Source organism: Klebsiella sp. CN_Kp104 (assembly GCF_040064515.1).
GTDB lineage: Bacteria > Pseudomonadota > Gammaproteobacteria > Enterobacterales > Enterobacteriaceae > Klebsiella > Klebsiella aerogenes.
The window spans coordinates 130,280-146,641 of the sequence record NZ_JBEAII010000045.1 but is presented as its reverse complement, the minus strand read 5'-3'; the positions used below and the strand labels follow the sequence as shown (position 1 = coordinate 146,641).

The following is a 16,362-nucleotide window of genomic DNA, read 5'->3' as shown; positions in this document are numbered from 1 at the left end:
ACCAATTTACTCGGGAATGTCAGACTTGGCCCTGCTATGCAATACCCATATTAATAAAAAGCCCGGGCAGGGGCGAGTTTGAGGTTAAGTAAGACATGAGACTGACATCTAAAGGGCGTTATGCCGTGACCGCAATGCTTGACGTTGCGCTCAACTCTGAAACGGGTCCGGTTCCGTTGGCAGATATTTCAGAGCGTCAGGGAATTTCGCTTTCCTATCTGGAACAGCTGTTCTCTCGCCTGCGTAAAAATGGTCTGGTATCCAGCGTTCGTGGACCAGGCGGCGGTTACCTGTTAGGTAAAGAAGCTGGCAGCATCGCCGTAGGCGAAGTGATCAGCGCCGTAGACGAATCCGTTGACGCCACCCGTTGTCAGGGTAAAGGCGGCTGCCAGGGTGGCGATAAGTGTCTGACCCACGCGCTGTGGCGCGATCTGAGCGAACGTTTGACCGGTTTCCTCAACAACATCACCCTGGGCGAACTGGTGAATAACCAGGAAATCCTCGATGTTTCTGGTCGTCAGCACAATCATGAATCTCAGCGTACTACGCGTTCTCAGGACGCCATTGACGTAAAACTGCGCGCCTAGCACGAGGCTTAGTTTCAGCTTGCGGCTTACGGGCTGCAAGGTGAAACGGCAGGGTAGATAGCAATAATAAAGATTTTCAGAATCAGGCCGGGATGTTGAGACATCTCGTGTACTCGGTCGTACATCAAGCCGGTTGCCTGGTTCCTTGCATTGAGTGATGTACGGAGTTTAAGAGCAATGAAATTACCGATTTACCTCGATTACTCCGCAACAACGCCGGTGGACCCGCGTGTTGCCGAGAAAATGATGCAGTTCCTGACCCTGGACGGGACCTTTGGTAACCCGGCCTCACGTTCTCACCGTTTCGGTTGGCAGGCTGAAGAGGCGGTAGATATCGCCCGTAATCAGATTGCCGAACTGGTCGGCGCCGATCCGCGCGAAATCGTCTTTACCTCCGGCGCAACGGAATCCGATAACCTGGCGATTAAAGGTGCAGCCAACTTTTATCAGAAAAAAGGCAAGCACATCATCACCAGCAAAACCGAGCATAAAGCGGTGCTGGATACCTGCCGTCAGCTCGAGCGCGAAGGTTTTGAAGTGACCTACCTTGCTCCGCAGAGCAACGGTATTATCGATCTGAAAGAACTGGAAGCGGCGATGCGTGACGACACCATCCTGGTTTCCATCATGCACGTGAACAACGAAATCGGCGTGGTGCAGGATATCGCTACCATCGGCGAAATGTGCCGCGCCCGCGGTATCATTTACCACGTTGACGCCACCCAGAGCGTGGGCAAACTGCCTATCGATCTGAGCCAGCTGAAAGTTGACCTGATGTCCTTCTCTGGTCACAAAATTTATGGCCCGAAAGGTATCGGCGCGCTGTACGTACGCCGTAAGCCGCGTATCCGCATCGAAGCGCAGATGCACGGCGGCGGTCACGAGCGCGGCATGCGTTCTGGCACCCTGCCTGTCCACCAGATCGTCGGTATGGGCGAAGCTTACCGTATCGCCAAAGAAGAGATGGAAAGCGAAATGGCGCGCCTGCGCGGCCTGCGTGACCGTCTGTGGAACGGCGTGAAAGATATGGAAGAAGTCTATCTGAATGGCGACCTTGAGCAGGGCGCGCCGAACATTCTTAACGTCAGCTTCAACTATGTTGAAGGCGAGTCGCTGATTATGGCGCTGAAAGACCTGGCGGTTTCCTCCGGTTCAGCCTGTACTTCTGCGAGCCTTGAGCCATCCTACGTGCTGCGCGCGTTAGGCATGACTGATGAACTGGCGCACAGTTCTATTCGTTTCTCTTTAGGTCGTTTCACTACCGAAGAAGAGATTGACTACACCATCAATCTGGTTCGTAACTCCATCGGCCGTCTGCGCGACCTTTCTCCACTGTGGGAAATGTTCAAACAGGGCGTGGATCTGAACAGCATTGAATGGTCACATCACTAATTCGGCACCGATAAGGAGAATTCAACATGGCATACAGCGAAAAAGTCATCGATCATTACGAAAACCCGCGCAACGTCGGCTCCTTCGACAACAGCGACGACAGCGTCGGTAGCGGTATGGTTGGCGCGCCGGCGTGCGGCGACGTCATGAAGTTGCAGATTAAAGTCAACAATGAAGGTATCATTGAAGACGCGCGCTTCAAGACCTATGGCTGCGGTTCCGCTATCGCTTCCAGCTCCCTGGTCACCGAGTGGGTGAAAGGTAAATCTCTGGACGAAGCGCAGGCTATCAAGAACACCGATATCGCCGATGAACTGGAACTGCCGCCGGTGAAAATTCACTGCTCTATCCTGGCGGAAGACGCGATTAAAGCCGCGATTGCGGATTACAAAAGCAAACGTGAAGCAAAATAATTAAGAGTTGAGGTTTGTTATGTCGATTACCTTAAGCGACAGTGCAGCAGCGCGAGTCAATTCCTTCCTGGCGAACCGCGGTAAAGGCTTTGGCCTGCGTCTGGGGGTAAGAACCTCCGGTTGTTCAGGTATGGCTTATGTACTGGAATTTGTTGACGAGCCGGCGGCAGAAGACACCGTGTTTGAAGACAAAGGCGTGAAAGTCGTGATCGACGGTAAGAGCCTGCAATTCCTCGACGGCACTCAACTGGACTTCGTCAAAGAAGGCCTTAACGAAGGGTTCAAATTTACCAACCCGAACGTGAAAGATGAGTGCGGTTGCGGCGAAAGCTTTAACGTATAATCGGTAATCCCCAACCCCACCGCGGTCACGCCGCGCGTGGGGTTTTCGTTTAGATGCATGACCCTGAGGTTACTATGGACTATTTCACCCTCTTCGGGTTACCAGCCAGCTATACCCTCTCGCTCGAACAACTGGCTGTCCGGTATCAGGATCTGCAGCGCCAGTACCATCCGGATAAATTCGCCAGCGCGCCCGCTGCGGAACAGCTGGCTGCGGTTCAGCACTCCGCCACCATTAACCAGGCCTGGCAGACTCTGCGTCATCCGCTGACCCGTGCGGAATATCTCCTTTCGCTGCACGGCTTTGACCTCGCCAGCGAGCAGCACACCGTCCGCGACACCGCGTTCCTGATGGAGCAGCTGGAACTGCGCGAAGAGCTCGATGAAATCGGCCAGGCGAAAGACGAAGCGCGGCTGGAAGCTTTTATCAAACGGGTAAAAGTGCTGTTTGATACCCGCCATCAACTGATGGTTGAACAATTGCAAAACGAGACCTGGGATGCGGCGGCTGATACTGTACGCAAGCTCCGTTTTCTCGATAAACTGCGCAGCAGTGCTGAAGAACTCGAAGAAAAACTGCTCGATTTTTAATTTTCGGAAGCAATTATGGCCCTATTACAAATTAGTGAGCCTGGTCTGAGCGCCGCGCCGCATCAGCGTCGATTGGCGGCAGGTATCGACCTTGGCACCACCAATTCTCTGGTTGCTACCGTGCGTAGCGGCCAAGCCGAAACTCTGCCCGATCATCAAGGCCGCTACCTGCTGCCGTCGGTCGTGAACTACCACGCCTCGGGGCTGACCGTCGGCTATGAAGCCCGGCTGAATGCCGCTCAGGATCCGGTGAACACCATCAGCTCGGTGAAGCGAATGATGGGGCGTTCCCTCGCCGATATTCAAACCCGCTATCCGCATCTGCCGTATCAGCTGCAGGCCAGCGAAAATGGACTGCCGATGCTCCAGACCGCCGGCGGCTTGCTGAACCCGGTGCGGGTCTCCGCCGATATCCTCAAAGCGCTGGCTGCCCGGGCGACCGAAGCGTTGGCGGGCGATCTCGACGGCGTGGTCATTACCGTTCCGGCCTATTTCGATGATGCTCAGCGTCAGGGAACCAAAGACGCGGCGCGTCTGGCGGGCCTGCACGTGCTGCGTCTGCTCAATGAGCCGACCGCGGCGGCTATCGCCTACGGCCTCGATTCCGGCCAGGAAGGGGTGATTGCGGTTTACGATCTCGGCGGCGGTACCTTTGATATCTCCATTCTGCGCTTAAGCCGCGGGGTGTTTGAAGTGCTGGCGACCGGCGGCGATTCCGCTCTCGGCGGCGATGATTTCGACCATCTGCTGGCCGACTATCTGCGCGAGCAGGCAGGTCTCCGCGACCGTAGCGATAACCGCCTGCAGCGTGAGCTGCTGGATGCCGTCATTGCGGCGAAAATCGCCTTGAGCGATGCCGACGTGGCGCACGTTGAGGTCGGCGGCTGGCAGGGCGATATCACCCGTAGCCAGTTTAACGATCTGATTGCCCCACTGGTAAAACGTACTCTGATGGCCTGCCGTCGCGCGCTGAAAGACGCCGGCGTTGAAGCGCAAGAAGTGCTGGAAGTGGTGATGGTTGGCGGCTCCACCCGCGTGCCGTTGGTGCGTGAGCGCGTTGGCGAATTCTTTGGCCGTACCCCGCTGACCTCTATCGACCCGGACAAAGTCGTCGCCATTGGCGCGGCGATTCAGGCGGATATTCTGGTCGGCAACAAACCGGACAGCGAACTGCTGCTGCTTGATGTTATCCCGCTGTCGCTTGGGCTGGAAACCATGGGCGGCCTGGTAGAGAAAGTGATCCCGCGTAATACCACCATTCCGGTGGCCCGGGCGCAGGAGTTTACCACTTTCAAAGATGGCCAAACGGCGATGTCTATTCACGTGATGCAGGGCGAGCGTGAGCTGGTGCAGGATTGCCGCTCGCTGGCGCGTTTTGCGCTGCGCGGTATCCCGGCGCTGCCGGCGGGCGGGGCGCATATTCGCGTGACCTTCCAGGTTGATGCCGACGGTCTGCTGAGCGTCACGGCGATGGAGAAATCGACCGGCGTGGAAGCCTCAATCCAGGTGAAACCGTCTTACGGCCTGACCGACGGCGAAATCGCCAACATGATTAAAGATTCGATGAGCTACGCCGAACAGGATATTCAGGCGCGTATGCTGGCTGAACAGAAAGTCGAAGCCGCTCGCGTACTGGAGAGCCTGGAAAGCGCGCTGGCCGCCGACGCCGCGCTGTTAAGCGCCGCAGAGCGTCAGGTTATCGATGCCGCCGCGGAGCAAGTTCGCACCGCCGCGGCAGGCGAAGATGCTGACGCGATTAAAGAAGCCATTAAAAATATCGACACACAAACCCAGGAATTCGCCGCACGCCGCATGGACCAGTCGGTCCGCGCTGCGCTGAAAGGCCAATCCGTGGACGAGGTTTAAAATGCCAAAAATTGTTTTTCTGCCCCACCAGGACCTGTGCCCGGATGGCGTAGTTGTGGAAGCTGAGAGCGGTGAAACCATTCTGGATGCGGCGCTGCGTAGCGGTATCGAGATTGAACACGCCTGTGAGAAATCCTGTGCCTGCACCACCTGCCACTGCATCGTGCGTGAAGGTTTTGACTCGCTGGCGGAAAGTAGCGAAGATGAAGACGACATGCTGGATAAAGCCTGGGGGCTGGAACCTGACAGCCGTCTGAGCTGCCAGGCGCGCGTCACCGACGAAGATCTGGTCGTTGAGATCCCGCGTTACACCATCAACCACGCACGCGAGCACTAATATGGCACTGAAATGGACCGACAGTCGCGAAATCGGCGAAGCCTTGTATGACGCTTACCCGGATCTCGACCCGAAAACCGTTCGCTTCACCGATATGCATCAGTGGATTTGCGACCTGGAAGAGTTCGATGACGACCCAAACGCATCCAATGAAAAAATTCTGGAGGCGATTCTGCTAGTCTGGTTAGACGAAGCCGAATAATTTTCGCCTCAAGCGGAAAAATTTTAACGGGCTGCCATAGGGTGGCCCGTTTGCTAATAAGGATAAAGATAATGACCGAAGCCATGAAGATTACGCTTTCTACTCTGCCTGCCGATGCGCGCTGGGGAGAAAAAGCGACCTGGAGTATCAATAACGACGGTATCGCCTTACATCTCAACGGTAAAGACGACCTGGGGTTAATCCAGCGCGCGGCGCGCAAAATTGACGGCATGGGGATCAAGCACGTCGCCCTGAGCGGCGAAGGCTGGAACACCGATCGCGCCTGGGCCTTTTGGGCCGGCTATAAAGGGCCGAAAGGTCAGCGCCAGGTCGAATGGCCAACCCTGGACGACGCGCAGCGCAGCGAGCTGGATAACCGCCTGACGATCATCGATTGGGTTCGCGACACCATCAACGCGCCGGCAGAAGAGCTGGGGCCAGAACAGCTGGCGCAGCGCGCCGTCGATCTGCTGTGCGGCGTGGCGGGCGAAAAGGTCAGCTATCGCATCACCAAAGGCGAAGATCTGCGCGAGCAGAACTATCTTGGCCTGCATACCGTTGGCCGCGGCTCCGAGCGCCCGCCGGTCCTGCTGGCGCTGGACTACAACCCGACCGGCGATAAAGACGCGCCGGTATACGCCTGTCTGGTCGGCAAAGGCATCACCTTCGACTCCGGCGGCTACAGCATCAAGCAAAGCGCCTTTATGGATTCGATGAAATCCGACATGGGCGGTGCGGCCACCGTGACGGGCGCGCTGGCTTTCGCCATTACCCGCGGTCTGAACAAACGTGTGAAGCTGTTCCTGTGCTGCGCGGATAACCTGATTAGCGGCAACGCTTTCAAGCTTGGCGATATCATTCATTACCGCAACGGTAAAACCGTTGAAATCATGAACACCGACGCCGAAGGTCGCCTGGTGCTGGCGGATGGCCTGATCGACGCCTCGGCGCAGAAGCCGCAGCTGATCATCGATGCCGCCACCCTGACCGGTGCGGCGAAAACGGCGTTGGGTAACGACTACCACGCGCTGTTTAGCTTTGACGACGCGCTGGCGAATCGTCTGCTGGCGAGCGCGCAGGCGGAAAATGAAGCCTTCTGGCGTCTGCCGCTGGCCGAATTCCACCGCAACCAGCTGCCGTCTAACTTCGCTGAACTGAACAACACCGGTAGCGCGGCGTATCCGGCCGGCGCCAGCACCGCGGCGGGCTTCCTGTCCCACTTCGTGGAAAACTACCATCAGGGCTGGCTGCATATCGACTGCTCCGCGACTTACCGTAAAGCTGCGGTTGAACAGTGGTCGGCGGGTGCGACTGGCCTTGGCGTGCGCACTATCGCTAATCTGCTGACGGCTGAGTAATGGCCTTGCCGGGTGGCGCTACGCTTACCCGGCCAGGAAAACCGTAGGCCCGCGCGGACGGGCGATTTTTGAAGTAGCGAATCTATGTCTGATACTAAAAATGAATTAGAAACTCTGCTGGAGAAGGCGGCGACCGAGCCTGCCCATCGTCCGGCATTTTTCACCGCACTGCTTGAGGCCACCGTGTGGGTGCCGGGTAGCGCGGCGGACGGCGAGCAGATTGTCGAAGATAGCGCCCTCGATCTACAGCATTGGGAAAAAGAAGACGGCACGTCGGTTATTCCGTTCTTTACCTCGCTGGAGGCGCTGCAGCAGGCGGTAGAAGACGAACAGGCTTTCGTGATGATGCCCGCCCGCACGCTGATGGCGATGACGCTGGGCGAATCGCTGTTCCTCAACCCGAAGCTGCCGAGCGGCAAAGAATTCACCCCGCGGGAAATCAGCCATCTGCTGGGTGAAGAGGGCAGTCCGCTCAGTACCCAGACGGTACTGGAAGGCGGTGAAGCGCTGCTGCTGTCTGAAGTCGCCGAACCGCCGGCGCAGATGGTGGATTCGCTGACCACGCTGTTCAAAACGCTGAAGACCGTCAAGCGGGCGTTTCTGTGCTCGATTAAAGAGAGCGCCGACGCGCCGGCTAACTTGTTGATCGGGATTGAAGCGGAAGGAGATATTGAATCCATTATCCAAACCACCGGCAGCGTGGCCACCGATACCTTGCCAGGCGATGAACCTATCGATATTTGCCAGGTGGTAGAAGGCGAGAAGGGCATCAGCCACTTTATGATTGCCCATATTACGCCGTTCTATGAAAAACGTTGGGGCAGCTTCCTGCGCGATTTCAAACAGAACCGGATTATTTAAAGCCTGCCGGGTAGGGCGCAGCCACTACCCGGATATTTTACCTTTACTGCGCCGGCTCGATCGGCAAATCCGTTCTCGCGCCCCATTCACTCCACGAGCCATCGTACAGGCACACGCCGTTGACGCCGAGGGTGGTCAACGCCAGTACCACTACTGCCGCCGTTACCCCGGAACCGCAGCTGGCGATAATCGGTCGGGCAAAATCAACGCCCTGACGCTTAAAGATATCGTTCATCTCATCAACGGTTTTCAGTTCGCCATTAATCACCAGCTCGGTCCACGGGACGTTAAGCGCGCCGGGGATATGCCCGCGGCGTAAGCCTGGACGCGGCTCATCCGCCAGCCCGTTAAAACGCGCCGCCGGACGGGCATCAACGATCTGCGCCGATCCTTCGTGGCTGACCAGCAGCACATCGGTTAAGCGTTTGATCACCTCCGGATCGAAGTTCACCTCAAATTCGCCTTCCGGCAGGTCGGGTTCGCCTTTCTCCAGCGGCAATTCATCACGGCGCCAGCCTTCGAGGCCGCCGGCGACAATCGACACCTTTTCGACGCCGAAGGTACGTAGCATCCACCAGGCGCGCGGCGCTGAGAACAGATTGCCTTCATCATAAACCACCAGGTGCTTATCGCTGTTGACGCCAAGCTCGCGCATCGCCACGGCGAAGGTTTCCGCACGCGGCATCATATGCGGCAACGGGCTGGTGTGGTCAGACAGCGCTTCGATATCAAAAAAAACCGCGCCGGGGATATGCCCGTCGCGGTATTCCGCCGCCATATCGCGCAGCGCTTCCTGACCTGCCGGCGCCATCCGCGCATCAAGAATTTGAATCTGCGGGTCATCAATATGTTCCGCCAGCCAGTCGGCCGCAACAAAGAATGAGGTGGACATGAGTGCCTCCGTTTTATTATCGATCAATGAATTGTCGGCGTTTTATAAAGGGCTGACAAGTTAAGGTCGCGGGAGTGGGGAGGCGGTCACGCACTTTTCTGATTCATCGGTGGTTTCTATGCTGGTAGCTGTTGAGAATCGCCGCGATGACGCATAATAGAACGTTATTGATTGCATCAGGCTCTGGGCCGAGGGGTTAGAAGGATGAAACCATTTCGTTTAGCGGCGCTATCGTTAGCGCTCCTTACCGCGCTCTCATTAAGCGGCTGCGATAACAGCGGTGAACCACAGGCCGTATCGGCGGCCGATAAAGGCGCCGCCGATAGCGCGAAAAAGCCGGATAGCGCGCAGTTGGTGACGTTAAAAGAAAAAAGCCAGGGCAAGGCGCTGACGTTGCTCGACGCTTCTGAAGTGCAGCTAGATGGCGCGGCGACGCTGGTGCTGACCTTCTCCATTCCGCTCAAACCGGATCAAGATTTCTCCCACAGCGTCCATCTGGTCGATAAGAAAAGCGGCAAGGTTGACGGCGCATGGGAGCTGGCGCCGAATCTCAAAGAGCTGCGTCTGCGCCACCTCGAGCCAAAGCGTGAATTGATCGTCACCGTTGACCCAACGCTCATTGCCCTCAATGACGCCACCCTCGGCAGCCTTTTTGAAAAAACCATCGCTACTCGCGATATCGCGCCGAGCGTCGGTTTCGCCAGCCGCGGTTCGCTGCTGCCGGGGAAAGTGGTCGCCGGGCTGCCGGTGATGGCGCTGAACGTCGACAATGTCGATGTTAATTTTTTCCGTATCAAGCCGGAATCACTCTCGGCCTTCGTCAGTCAGTGGGAATACCGTAACTCGTTAAGCAATTGGGAATCAGACGAACTGTTGAAGATGGCCGACCTGGTTTATAGCGGACGCTTTGATCTCAACCCGGCGCGTAATACCCGTGAAAAGCTGCTGCTGCCGCTTAACGACATCAAGCCTCTCCAGCAGCCGGGCGTCTATGTGGCGGTGATGAATCCGGCCGGTCATTACAGCTACAGTAATGCGGCAACGCTGTTCACCCTCAGCGATATCGGCGTCTCGGCGCATCGCTACCACAACCGGCTCGATGTCTTCACCCAGAGCCTCGAAAATGGCGCCGCGCAGTCGGATATTGAAGTACAACTGCTAAACGCCAAAGGGCAGACGCTGGCGCAGGCGAAAAGCGATAGCCAGGGCCATGTTACTCTGCAAACCGATAAAGAAGCGGCGCTGCTGCTGGCGCGTAAAGACGGGCAGACGACGCTGCTTGACCTTAAACTGCCGGCGCTGGATCTGGCGGAATTCTCCATCGCTGGCGCCCCTGGCTTCAGTAAACAGTTCTTTATGTTTGGCCCGCGCGATCTCTATCGCCCGGGGGAAACGGTTATCCTTAACGCGCTGTTGCGCGACGGCGATGGTAAACCGCTGGCGGAGCAGCCGGTGAAGCTGGAAGTGGTGCAGCCGGATGGCCAGGTGATTCGCTCAGTGATGAGCAAACCGGTGAATGGCCTGTATCAGTTTACTTATCCGCTCGACAGCGGCGCCGCCACCGGCATGTGGCACATTCGCGCCAGCACCGGCGATAATCAACCCCGCGAGTGGGATTTCCACGTCGAAGACTTTATGCCCGAACGCATGGCGCTGAATCTGACGCCGCAGGCCGCGCCTATCGCCCCGGATGCCGACGTCGCCTTTAGCGTCAGCGGCGCTTATCTCTACGGCGCGCCGGCCAGCGGCAATCAGCTGCAGGGCAAACTGTTCCTGCGTCCGCTACGCGATGCCGTCGCCGCGCTGCCGGGCTTCCAGTTCGGCGATATCGCGGAAGAAAACCTCTCCCGTAGCCTCGATGAAGTCCAGCTGACGCTGGATGAAAAAGGCCATGGCGAAGTGACCACCGCGAGCCAGTGGCAGGATAGCCATTCGCCGCTGCAGGTCGTGTTGCAGGCTAGCCTGCTGGAATCCGGCGGCCGTCCGGTGACCCGTACCGTACAGCAGCCGATCTGGCCTGCCGAGGCGCTGCCGGGGATCCGTCCGCAATTTACGCTGAAGGACGTTTACGACTACCGCACCGATACCACGGTGAAACAGCCGGTGGTTGATGAAAACAGTAACGCCGCGTTTGACATCGTCTATGCCGATGCCAAAGGCGAGAAAAAAGCGGTCTCCGGTCTGCAGGTGCGGCTGATCCGCGAGCGTCGCGACTACTACTGGAACTGGTCCGATAGCGAAGGCTGGCAGTCGCAGTTCGATCAAAAAGATCTGCAGGAGGGCGAGGAGTCGCTGGATTTGCAGGCCGGGCAGATAGGTAAAGTGAGTTTCCCGGTAGAGTGGGGCTCGTATCGTCTGGAGGTGAAAGGGCCGGATGACGTTGTCAGCAGCGTGCGCTTCTGGGCGGGCTATAGCTGGCAGGATAACAGCGAAGGCACCGGCGCGGCGCGTCCTGATCGCGTAACGATGAAGCTCGACAAACCTGGCTATAAACCGGGCGACACCATCAAGCTGCATATTGCCGCCCCGGCGGCGGGTAAAGGCTACGCGATGGTCGAATCCAGCGAAGGGCCGCTGTGGTGGCAGGAAATTGACGTCCCGGCGGAGGGCATGGATCTGTCTATTCCGGTGGATAAAGCCTGGAATCGCCACGATCTCTACCTCAGCACGCTGGTGGTTCGCCCCGGCGATAAATCGCGATCGGCGACGCCGAAACGCGCGGTCGGCCTGCTGCATCTGCCGCTGGGCGATGAAAACCGCCGTCTGTCTTTGGCGCTGGAAGCGCCGGAGAAAATGCGCCCGAATCAGCCGTTGACGGTGAAAGTGAAGGCCAGCGTTAAAGAGGGCGAGGTGCCGAAACAGGTTAACGTTTTGCTCTCGGCGGTAGATAGCGGGGTGCTGAATATTACCGATTACGCCACGCCGGATCCATGGAACGCCTTCTTTGGCCAGAAACGTTACGGCGCGGATATTTATGACATCTACGGCCAGGTGATCGAAGGGCAGGGGCGCTTAGCCAGCCTGCGCTTCGGCGGCGATGGCGACGAGTTAAAACGCGGCGGCAAACCGCCGGTTAATCACGTGACGATCGTCGCCCAGCAGGCGCAGCCGGTGGTGTTGAATGACCAGGGCGAAGGCACGGTGACGTTGCCCATCGGCGATTTTAACGGCGAGCTGCGGGTGATGGCCCAGGCGTGGACGGCAGATGACTTCGGCAGCAGCGAAGATAAAGTGGTGGTAGCCGCCCCGGTTATCGCGGAACTGAATACCCCGCGTTTCCTCGCCAGCGGCGACGCCACGCGTCTGGCGCTGGATCTCAGCAATCTGACCGACAAACCGCAAACCCTGCAGGTACATCTTACCGCCAGCGGGTTGGTCACGTTGACCGAGGGCCAACTGCCGCCGGTACAGCTGGCGCCGGGCGCGCGCAGCACGCTATTTGTGCCGGTGACCGCGTTAGCGGGGTTCGGCGATGGTCAGGTCAACGCCACTATCAGCGGCCTGAACCTGCCGGGCGAAACCTTCGCGCCGCTGCAAAAACAGTGGAAAATCGGCGTACGTCCGGCATTCCCGGCACAGACCGTCAATAGCGGCGCGGTGCTACAACCTGGCGAAAGCTGGCAGGCGCCGGCGGCGCAGAGTCAGGGTTTCGCCCCGCAAACGCTGCAGGGCCAACTGCTGCTCAGCGGTAAACCGCCATTGAATCTCGCCCGCTATATCCGCGAGCTGAAAGCCTATCCTTACGGCTGCCTTGAGCAGACCGCCAGCGGCCTGTTCCCTTCTCTGTACACCAGCGCGGCGCAGCTAAAAGCGCTGGGCATCAGCGGCGATAGCGATGAGAAACGCCGCGCGGCGGTCGATGTTGGTATCTCGCGCCTGCTGCAGATGCAGCTGGAAAATGGCGGCTTTGCGCTATGGGATAAAGCCGGCCCGGAAGAGTACTGGTTGACCGCCTACGCCATGGACTTCCTCGTCCGCGCGGGTGAGCAGGGCTATAGCGTGCCGGTCAACGCGATTAATAAGGGCAACGAGCGCCTGCTGCGCTATCTGCAGGAACCGGGTTTGATGACCGTGCGCTACAGCGACGATGCCCAGGCCAGCCGCTTTGCCGCTCAGGCATATGCCGCGCTGGTGCTGGCGCGCCAGCAAAAAGCGCCGCTCGGCGCCTTGCGTGAAATCTGGAGCCGTCACGAACAGGCGCGTTCTGGATTGCCGCTGCTGCAACTCGGTATTGCGCTGAAAACCATGGGCGATGCGCCGCGCGGCGCAGAGGCCATGAAGCTGGCGGTTACCACGCCGCGCCAGGATGAGAATCGCTGGCTGGGCGATTACGGCAGCCAACTTCGCGATGATGCGCTGAAGCTGGCGCTGCTGGAAGAGAATAAGCTGCTGCCGGAGGTACAAAACCAGCTGTTGAGCAGCTTGTCGGAAGAGGCCTTCGGTCAGCGCTGGCTGTCGACCCAGGAAACCAACGCGCTGTTCCTTGCCGGGCGTACGCTTGCCGACCTGCCGGGCAACTGGCAGGCGCAAACGTCGCTGCAGGCGGAGCCGCTTGCCAGCGACAAAGCGCAAACCCGCAATCTCGACGGCGATCGGCTGGCGGCGCTGCAGGTGACGAATACCGGCAATCAGCCGCTGTGGCTGCGCCTCGATAGCAGCGGTTATCCGCAAAGCGCGCCACAGCCGGGCGGCAACGTGTTGGGGATTGAACGCGCTATTTTCGATACCCACGGCCAGCAGAAATCGCTGACTTCGCTGCGCAGCGGCGAACTGGTGCTGGTCAAGCTGGAGGTGACCGCCAAACGTAACGTTCCTGACGCGCTGGTGGTCGATCTGCTGCCGGCGGGACTTGAGCTGGAAAACCAGAACCTGGCTAATAGCAGCGCCAGCCTGCAGGAGAATGGCGAAGCGGTACAAAACCTGCTTAACCAGATGCAGCAGGCGGATATTCAGCATATCGAGTTCCGCGATGACCGCTTTGTCGCCGCCGTCGCCATCAATGAAGGTCAGCCGGTGACGCTGGTCTATCTGGCGCGGGCGGTGACGCCGGGCACCTATCAGGTTCCGCAACCGCAGGTGGAGTCGATGTATGTACCGCAGTGGCGGGCGACCGGAACGGCCAGCGGCCCGCTTACCGTTACGCCGTAAATGCGCGCATTACCTCGCATAAAACGCCGCTGGCGCTGGCTGGCGGCGTTTATTTTTCTGCTGTGGTTAGCGGTGCTGCTGGCCGATCGTCTGTGGCCGCTGCCGCTGCATGAAGTCACCCCCGCCCGCGTGGTGGTAGCGGAAGACGGCACGCCGCTCTGGCGCTTTGCCGATGCGCAGGGCGTCTGGCGTTATCCGGTCACCATCGCCGACGTTTCGCCGCGCTATCTGCAGGCGCTCATTCAGTATGAAGACCGCTGGTTCTGGAAACATCCGGGGGTCAATCCCTTCGCGGTGCTGCGTGCCGCCTGGCAGGATCTCACTTCCGGGCGGGTGATTTCTGGCGGCAGCACGCTCACCATGCAGGTCGCGCGTCTGCTCGACCCTCATCCGCGCACTTTCGGCGGCAAGCTACGCCAGCTATGGCGGGCGCTGCAGCTGGAGTGGCATCTGTCAAAAAGCGAAATTCTTACCCTTTATCTGAACCGCGCGCCGTTTGGCGGCACCCTGCAGGGGATCGGCGCGGCTAGCTGGGCTTATCTTGGTAAACCGCCCGCTCAGCTTAGCTACGGCGAGGCGGCGCTACTGGCCGTGCTGCCGCAGGCGCCGAGCCGTTTACGCCCGGACCGCTGGCCGCAGCGGGCGCAGGCGGCTCGCGATAAGGTGCTGGAGAGGATGCTCAGCCAGGGCGTCTGGCCGCAACGGGCGGTACAGGAAGCGATGGAAGAGCCGGTGTGGCTTTTCCCGCGGCAGATGCCGCAGCTGGCGCCGCTGTTTGCGCGCCGGGCGCTGGCGACAAGCGGTAATGAAAAGGTGACGACAACGCTCGATGCCGGGCTCCAGCGGCAGCTTGAAGATTTGGCGATGAACTGGAAATCACGTCTGCCGCCGCGCAGCTCACTGGCGATTGTCGTCGTCGATCACACTGATATGAAAGTCCGCGGCTGGGTGGGTTCGGCGGATATCCGCGATGATAGCCGCTTCGGCCACATTGATATGGTCTCGGCGGTGCGCTCGCCGGGGTCGGTGCTGAAACCCTTTATCTACGCGATGGCGATGGATGACGGGCTGATTCACCCGGCATCGCTATTACAGGATGTGCCACGGCGCTTTAGCGATTATCGTCCAGGTAATTTCGACAGCGGGTTTCATGGCCCGGTGAGCGCCAGCGAGGCTCTGGTGCGTTCGTTGAATCTCCCGGCGGTGCAGGTGCTCGAAGCCTATGGACCAAAACGCTTTGCGGCTAATTTACGCAATGCCGGGCTCCCTCTGATGCTACCCGCCGGCGCCGAACCGAATCTGTCGCTGATCCTCGGCGGCGCAGGGGCGCGGCTGGAAGATATTGTCGCGGCGTACAGCGCTTTCGCCCGTCATGGCAAAGCGGCGCGGCTGCGCATGAAACCCGACGACCCGCTGGTGGAAAGGGCGCTAATGTCGCCAGGCGCGGCGTGGATCACCCGGCGGATATTGGCAGGCGAAGCCCAGCCATTACCCGATGCGTCGCTGCCGCAGGCGGTGCCGCTGGCGTGGAAAACCGGTACCAGCTACGGTTATCGCGATGCGTGGGCGGTAGGCCTCAACGCGCGTTATTTGATTGGCATCTGGACCGGACGGCCAGACGGTACGCCGGTGGTGGGGCAGTTTGGTTTTGCCAGCGCCGTGCCGCTGTTAAACCAGGTCAATAATATGCTGCTGGCGCGTCCGTTAATGAGCCGCGGCGGGCTGCCGGTCGACCCGCGTCCGCAGTCGGTGAGCCGCGGCACTGTCTGCTGGCCCGGCGGGCAGGATCTGCCGGTTGGCGATAGCAACTGCCGCCGGCGCTTAGCCAGCTGGCTTCTGGACGCCAGCCAGCCGCCGACGCTGCTGCTACCGGGTCAGGAGGGCGTGCGCGGTATCCGCTTCCCGGTCTGGCGTAACGCAGCAGGAGAAAGGGTCGCCGCGGATTGTCCGGGCGCGACAGAAACTTCTGTTGATGTCTGGCCGCTGCCGCTGGAACCCTGGCTACCGGTTAGCGAGCGCCGCCGGGCGCGGCTGGGTACGGCATCGAAGGCGTGTCCGCCGCTGCAGACTCAGGATGCCGCGCCGCTGGTGCTTTCCGGCATCCGCGAAGGCGCTGTGATAAAACGACTGCCGGGCGAGGCGCGGGTGATGTTACCCGTGCAAACGAGCGGTGGGGAAGGGCGACGCTGGTGGTTTATTAACGGCGAACCATTAGAGGCAACAGGCGCAAGAACGACAATTACGCTTGATAAGCCCGGCGAGTGGCAACTGGTGGTAATGGATGAGGCAGGGCAAACGGCGGCCGCCAATTTCACCCTACAATAAACAGGGTAAATCTGTTGTTGGCGGTTTGTGTTGCTAATACTCATCTTA

13 protein-coding genes are annotated in these 16,362 nt (G+C 59.1%); 12 read left to right on the top strand and 1 reads right to left on the bottom strand.

All coding sequences use genetic code 11. The features are described from left to right. Positions 1–95 precede the first annotated feature (95 nt). The 10 genes from iscR to sseB all read left to right on the top strand — a co-directional run bounded on the left by iscR (position 96) and on the right by sseB (position 7,949). Positions 96–587, top strand: a complete 492-nt coding sequence (gene iscR / locus ABLU80_RS23655) for a Fe-S cluster assembly transcriptional regulator IscR (RefSeq protein ID WP_015370314.1) — start codon at positions 96–98, stop codon at positions 585–587. A gap of 177 nt (positions 588–764) precedes the next feature. After that, positions 765–1,979: a cysteine desulfurase gene (gene iscS / locus ABLU80_RS23650; RefSeq protein ID WP_015370315.1), complete on the top strand. Its 1,215-nt coding sequence runs from the start codon at positions 765–767 to the stop codon at positions 1,977–1,979. Between the two features lie 26 nt (positions 1,980–2,005). Further along, entirely contained in the window at positions 2,006–2,392 is a 387-nt protein-coding gene (iscU, locus tag ABLU80_RS23645; protein ID WP_004866383.1) for a Fe-S cluster assembly scaffold IscU, read from the top strand. A gap of 19 nt (positions 2,393–2,411) precedes the next feature. Further along, positions 2,412–2,735: an iron-sulfur cluster assembly protein IscA gene (iscA, locus tag ABLU80_RS23640; protein WP_012540868.1), complete on the top strand. Its 324-nt coding sequence runs from the start codon at positions 2,412–2,414 to the stop codon at positions 2,733–2,735. Between the two features lie 74 nt (positions 2,736–2,809). Continuing rightward, complete coding sequence (gene hscB / locus ABLU80_RS23635) at positions 2,810–3,325, top strand: co-chaperone HscB (protein WP_348850536.1); 516 nt, start codon at positions 2,810–2,812, stop codon at positions 3,323–3,325. Positions 3,326–3,340: 15 nt separating this feature from the next. Next, on the top strand, positions 3,341–5,191 hold the full coding sequence (gene hscA, locus ABLU80_RS23630; protein ID WP_275516370.1) for a Fe-S protein assembly chaperone HscA: 1,851 nt from the start codon (positions 3,341–3,343) through the stop codon (positions 5,189–5,191). Position 5,192: 1 nt separating this feature from the next. After that, positions 5,193–5,528 (top strand): ISC system 2Fe-2S type ferredoxin, encoded by a 336-nt coding sequence (gene fdx, locus ABLU80_RS23625; protein ID WP_012540871.1) that lies wholly within the window; start codon positions 5,193–5,195, stop codon positions 5,526–5,528. A gap of 1 nt (position 5,529) precedes the next feature. After that, on the top strand, positions 5,530–5,730 hold the full coding sequence (iscX, locus tag ABLU80_RS23620; protein WP_002913954.1) for a Fe-S cluster assembly protein IscX: 201 nt from the start codon (positions 5,530–5,532) through the stop codon (positions 5,728–5,730). Positions 5,731–5,801: 71 nt separating this feature from the next. Further along, a complete protein-coding gene (gene pepB, locus ABLU80_RS23615; protein ID WP_015370317.1) occupies positions 5,802–7,088 on the top strand; it encodes an aminopeptidase PepB in 1,287 nt (428 codons plus the stop codon). Positions 7,089–7,172: 84 nt separating this feature from the next. Then, positions 7,173–7,949 carry an enhanced serine sensitivity protein SseB gene (sseB, locus tag ABLU80_RS23610; protein ID WP_015370318.1) on the top strand — a complete coding sequence of 259 codons (777 nt, stop codon included), beginning with the start codon at positions 7,173–7,175 and terminating at the stop codon, positions 7,947–7,949. A 43-nt stretch (positions 7,950–7,992) separates the two neighbouring features. Here sseB and sseA read toward each other — a convergent pair whose 3' ends face one another. Then, on the bottom strand, positions 7,993–8,841 hold the full coding sequence (gene sseA, locus ABLU80_RS23605; protein ID WP_015370319.1) for a 3-mercaptopyruvate sulfurtransferase: 849 nt from the start codon (positions 8,839–8,841) through the stop codon (positions 7,993–7,995). A gap of 204 nt (positions 8,842–9,045) precedes the next feature. Here sseA and ABLU80_RS23600 point away from each other — a divergent pair, with 204 nt between their 5' ends. Further along, positions 9,046–13,989 carry an alpha-2-macroglobulin gene (locus tag ABLU80_RS23600; protein ID WP_348850535.1) on the top strand — a complete coding sequence of 1,648 codons (4,944 nt, stop codon included), beginning with the start codon at positions 9,046–9,048 and terminating at the stop codon, positions 13,987–13,989. Next, entirely contained in the window at positions 13,990–16,314 is a 2,325-nt protein-coding gene (gene pbpC / locus ABLU80_RS23595; protein ID WP_157195220.1) for a peptidoglycan glycosyltransferase PbpC, read from the top strand. Positions 16,315–16,362 lie beyond the last annotated feature (48 nt).

What these genes read in the sequence shown, in the direction of transcription:
- pepB (WP_015370317.1), top strand. Translation starts at nt 5,802, where the DNA reads ATGACCGAAGCCATGAAGATTACGCTTTCTACTCTGCCTGCCGATGCG.
- iscA (WP_012540868.1), top strand. Translation starts at nt 2,412, where the DNA reads ATGTCGATTACCTTAAGCGACAGTGCAGCAGCGCGAGTCAATTCCTTC.
- fdx (WP_012540871.1), top strand. Translation starts at nt 5,193, where the DNA reads ATGCCAAAAATTGTTTTTCTGCCCCACCAGGACCTGTGCCCGGATGGC.
- iscU (WP_004866383.1), top strand. Translation starts at nt 2,006, where the DNA reads ATGGCATACAGCGAAAAAGTCATCGATCATTACGAAAACCCGCGCAAC.
- sseB (WP_015370318.1), top strand. Translation starts at nt 7,173, where the DNA reads ATGTCTGATACTAAAAATGAATTAGAAACTCTGCTGGAGAAGGCGGCG.
- iscS (WP_015370315.1), top strand. Translation starts at nt 765, where the DNA reads ATGAAATTACCGATTTACCTCGATTACTCCGCAACAACGCCGGTGGAC.
- hscB (WP_348850536.1), top strand. Translation starts at nt 2,810, where the DNA reads ATGGACTATTTCACCCTCTTCGGGTTACCAGCCAGCTATACCCTCTCG.
- pbpC (WP_157195220.1), top strand. Translation starts at nt 13,990, where the DNA reads ATGCGCGCATTACCTCGCATAAAACGCCGCTGGCGCTGGCTGGCGGCG.
- hscA (WP_275516370.1), top strand. Translation starts at nt 3,341, where the DNA reads ATGGCCCTATTACAAATTAGTGAGCCTGGTCTGAGCGCCGCGCCGCAT.
- iscX (WP_002913954.1), top strand. Translation starts at nt 5,530, where the DNA reads ATGGCACTGAAATGGACCGACAGTCGCGAAATCGGCGAAGCCTTGTAT.
- sseA (WP_015370319.1), bottom strand. Translation starts at nt 8,841, where the DNA reads ATGTCCACCTCATTCTTTGTTGCGGCCGACTGGCTGGCGGAACATATT.
- ABLU80_RS23600 (WP_348850535.1), top strand. Translation starts at nt 9,046, where the DNA reads ATGAAACCATTTCGTTTAGCGGCGCTATCGTTAGCGCTCCTTACCGCG.
- iscR (WP_015370314.1), top strand. Translation starts at nt 96, where the DNA reads ATGAGACTGACATCTAAAGGGCGTTATGCCGTGACCGCAATGCTTGAC.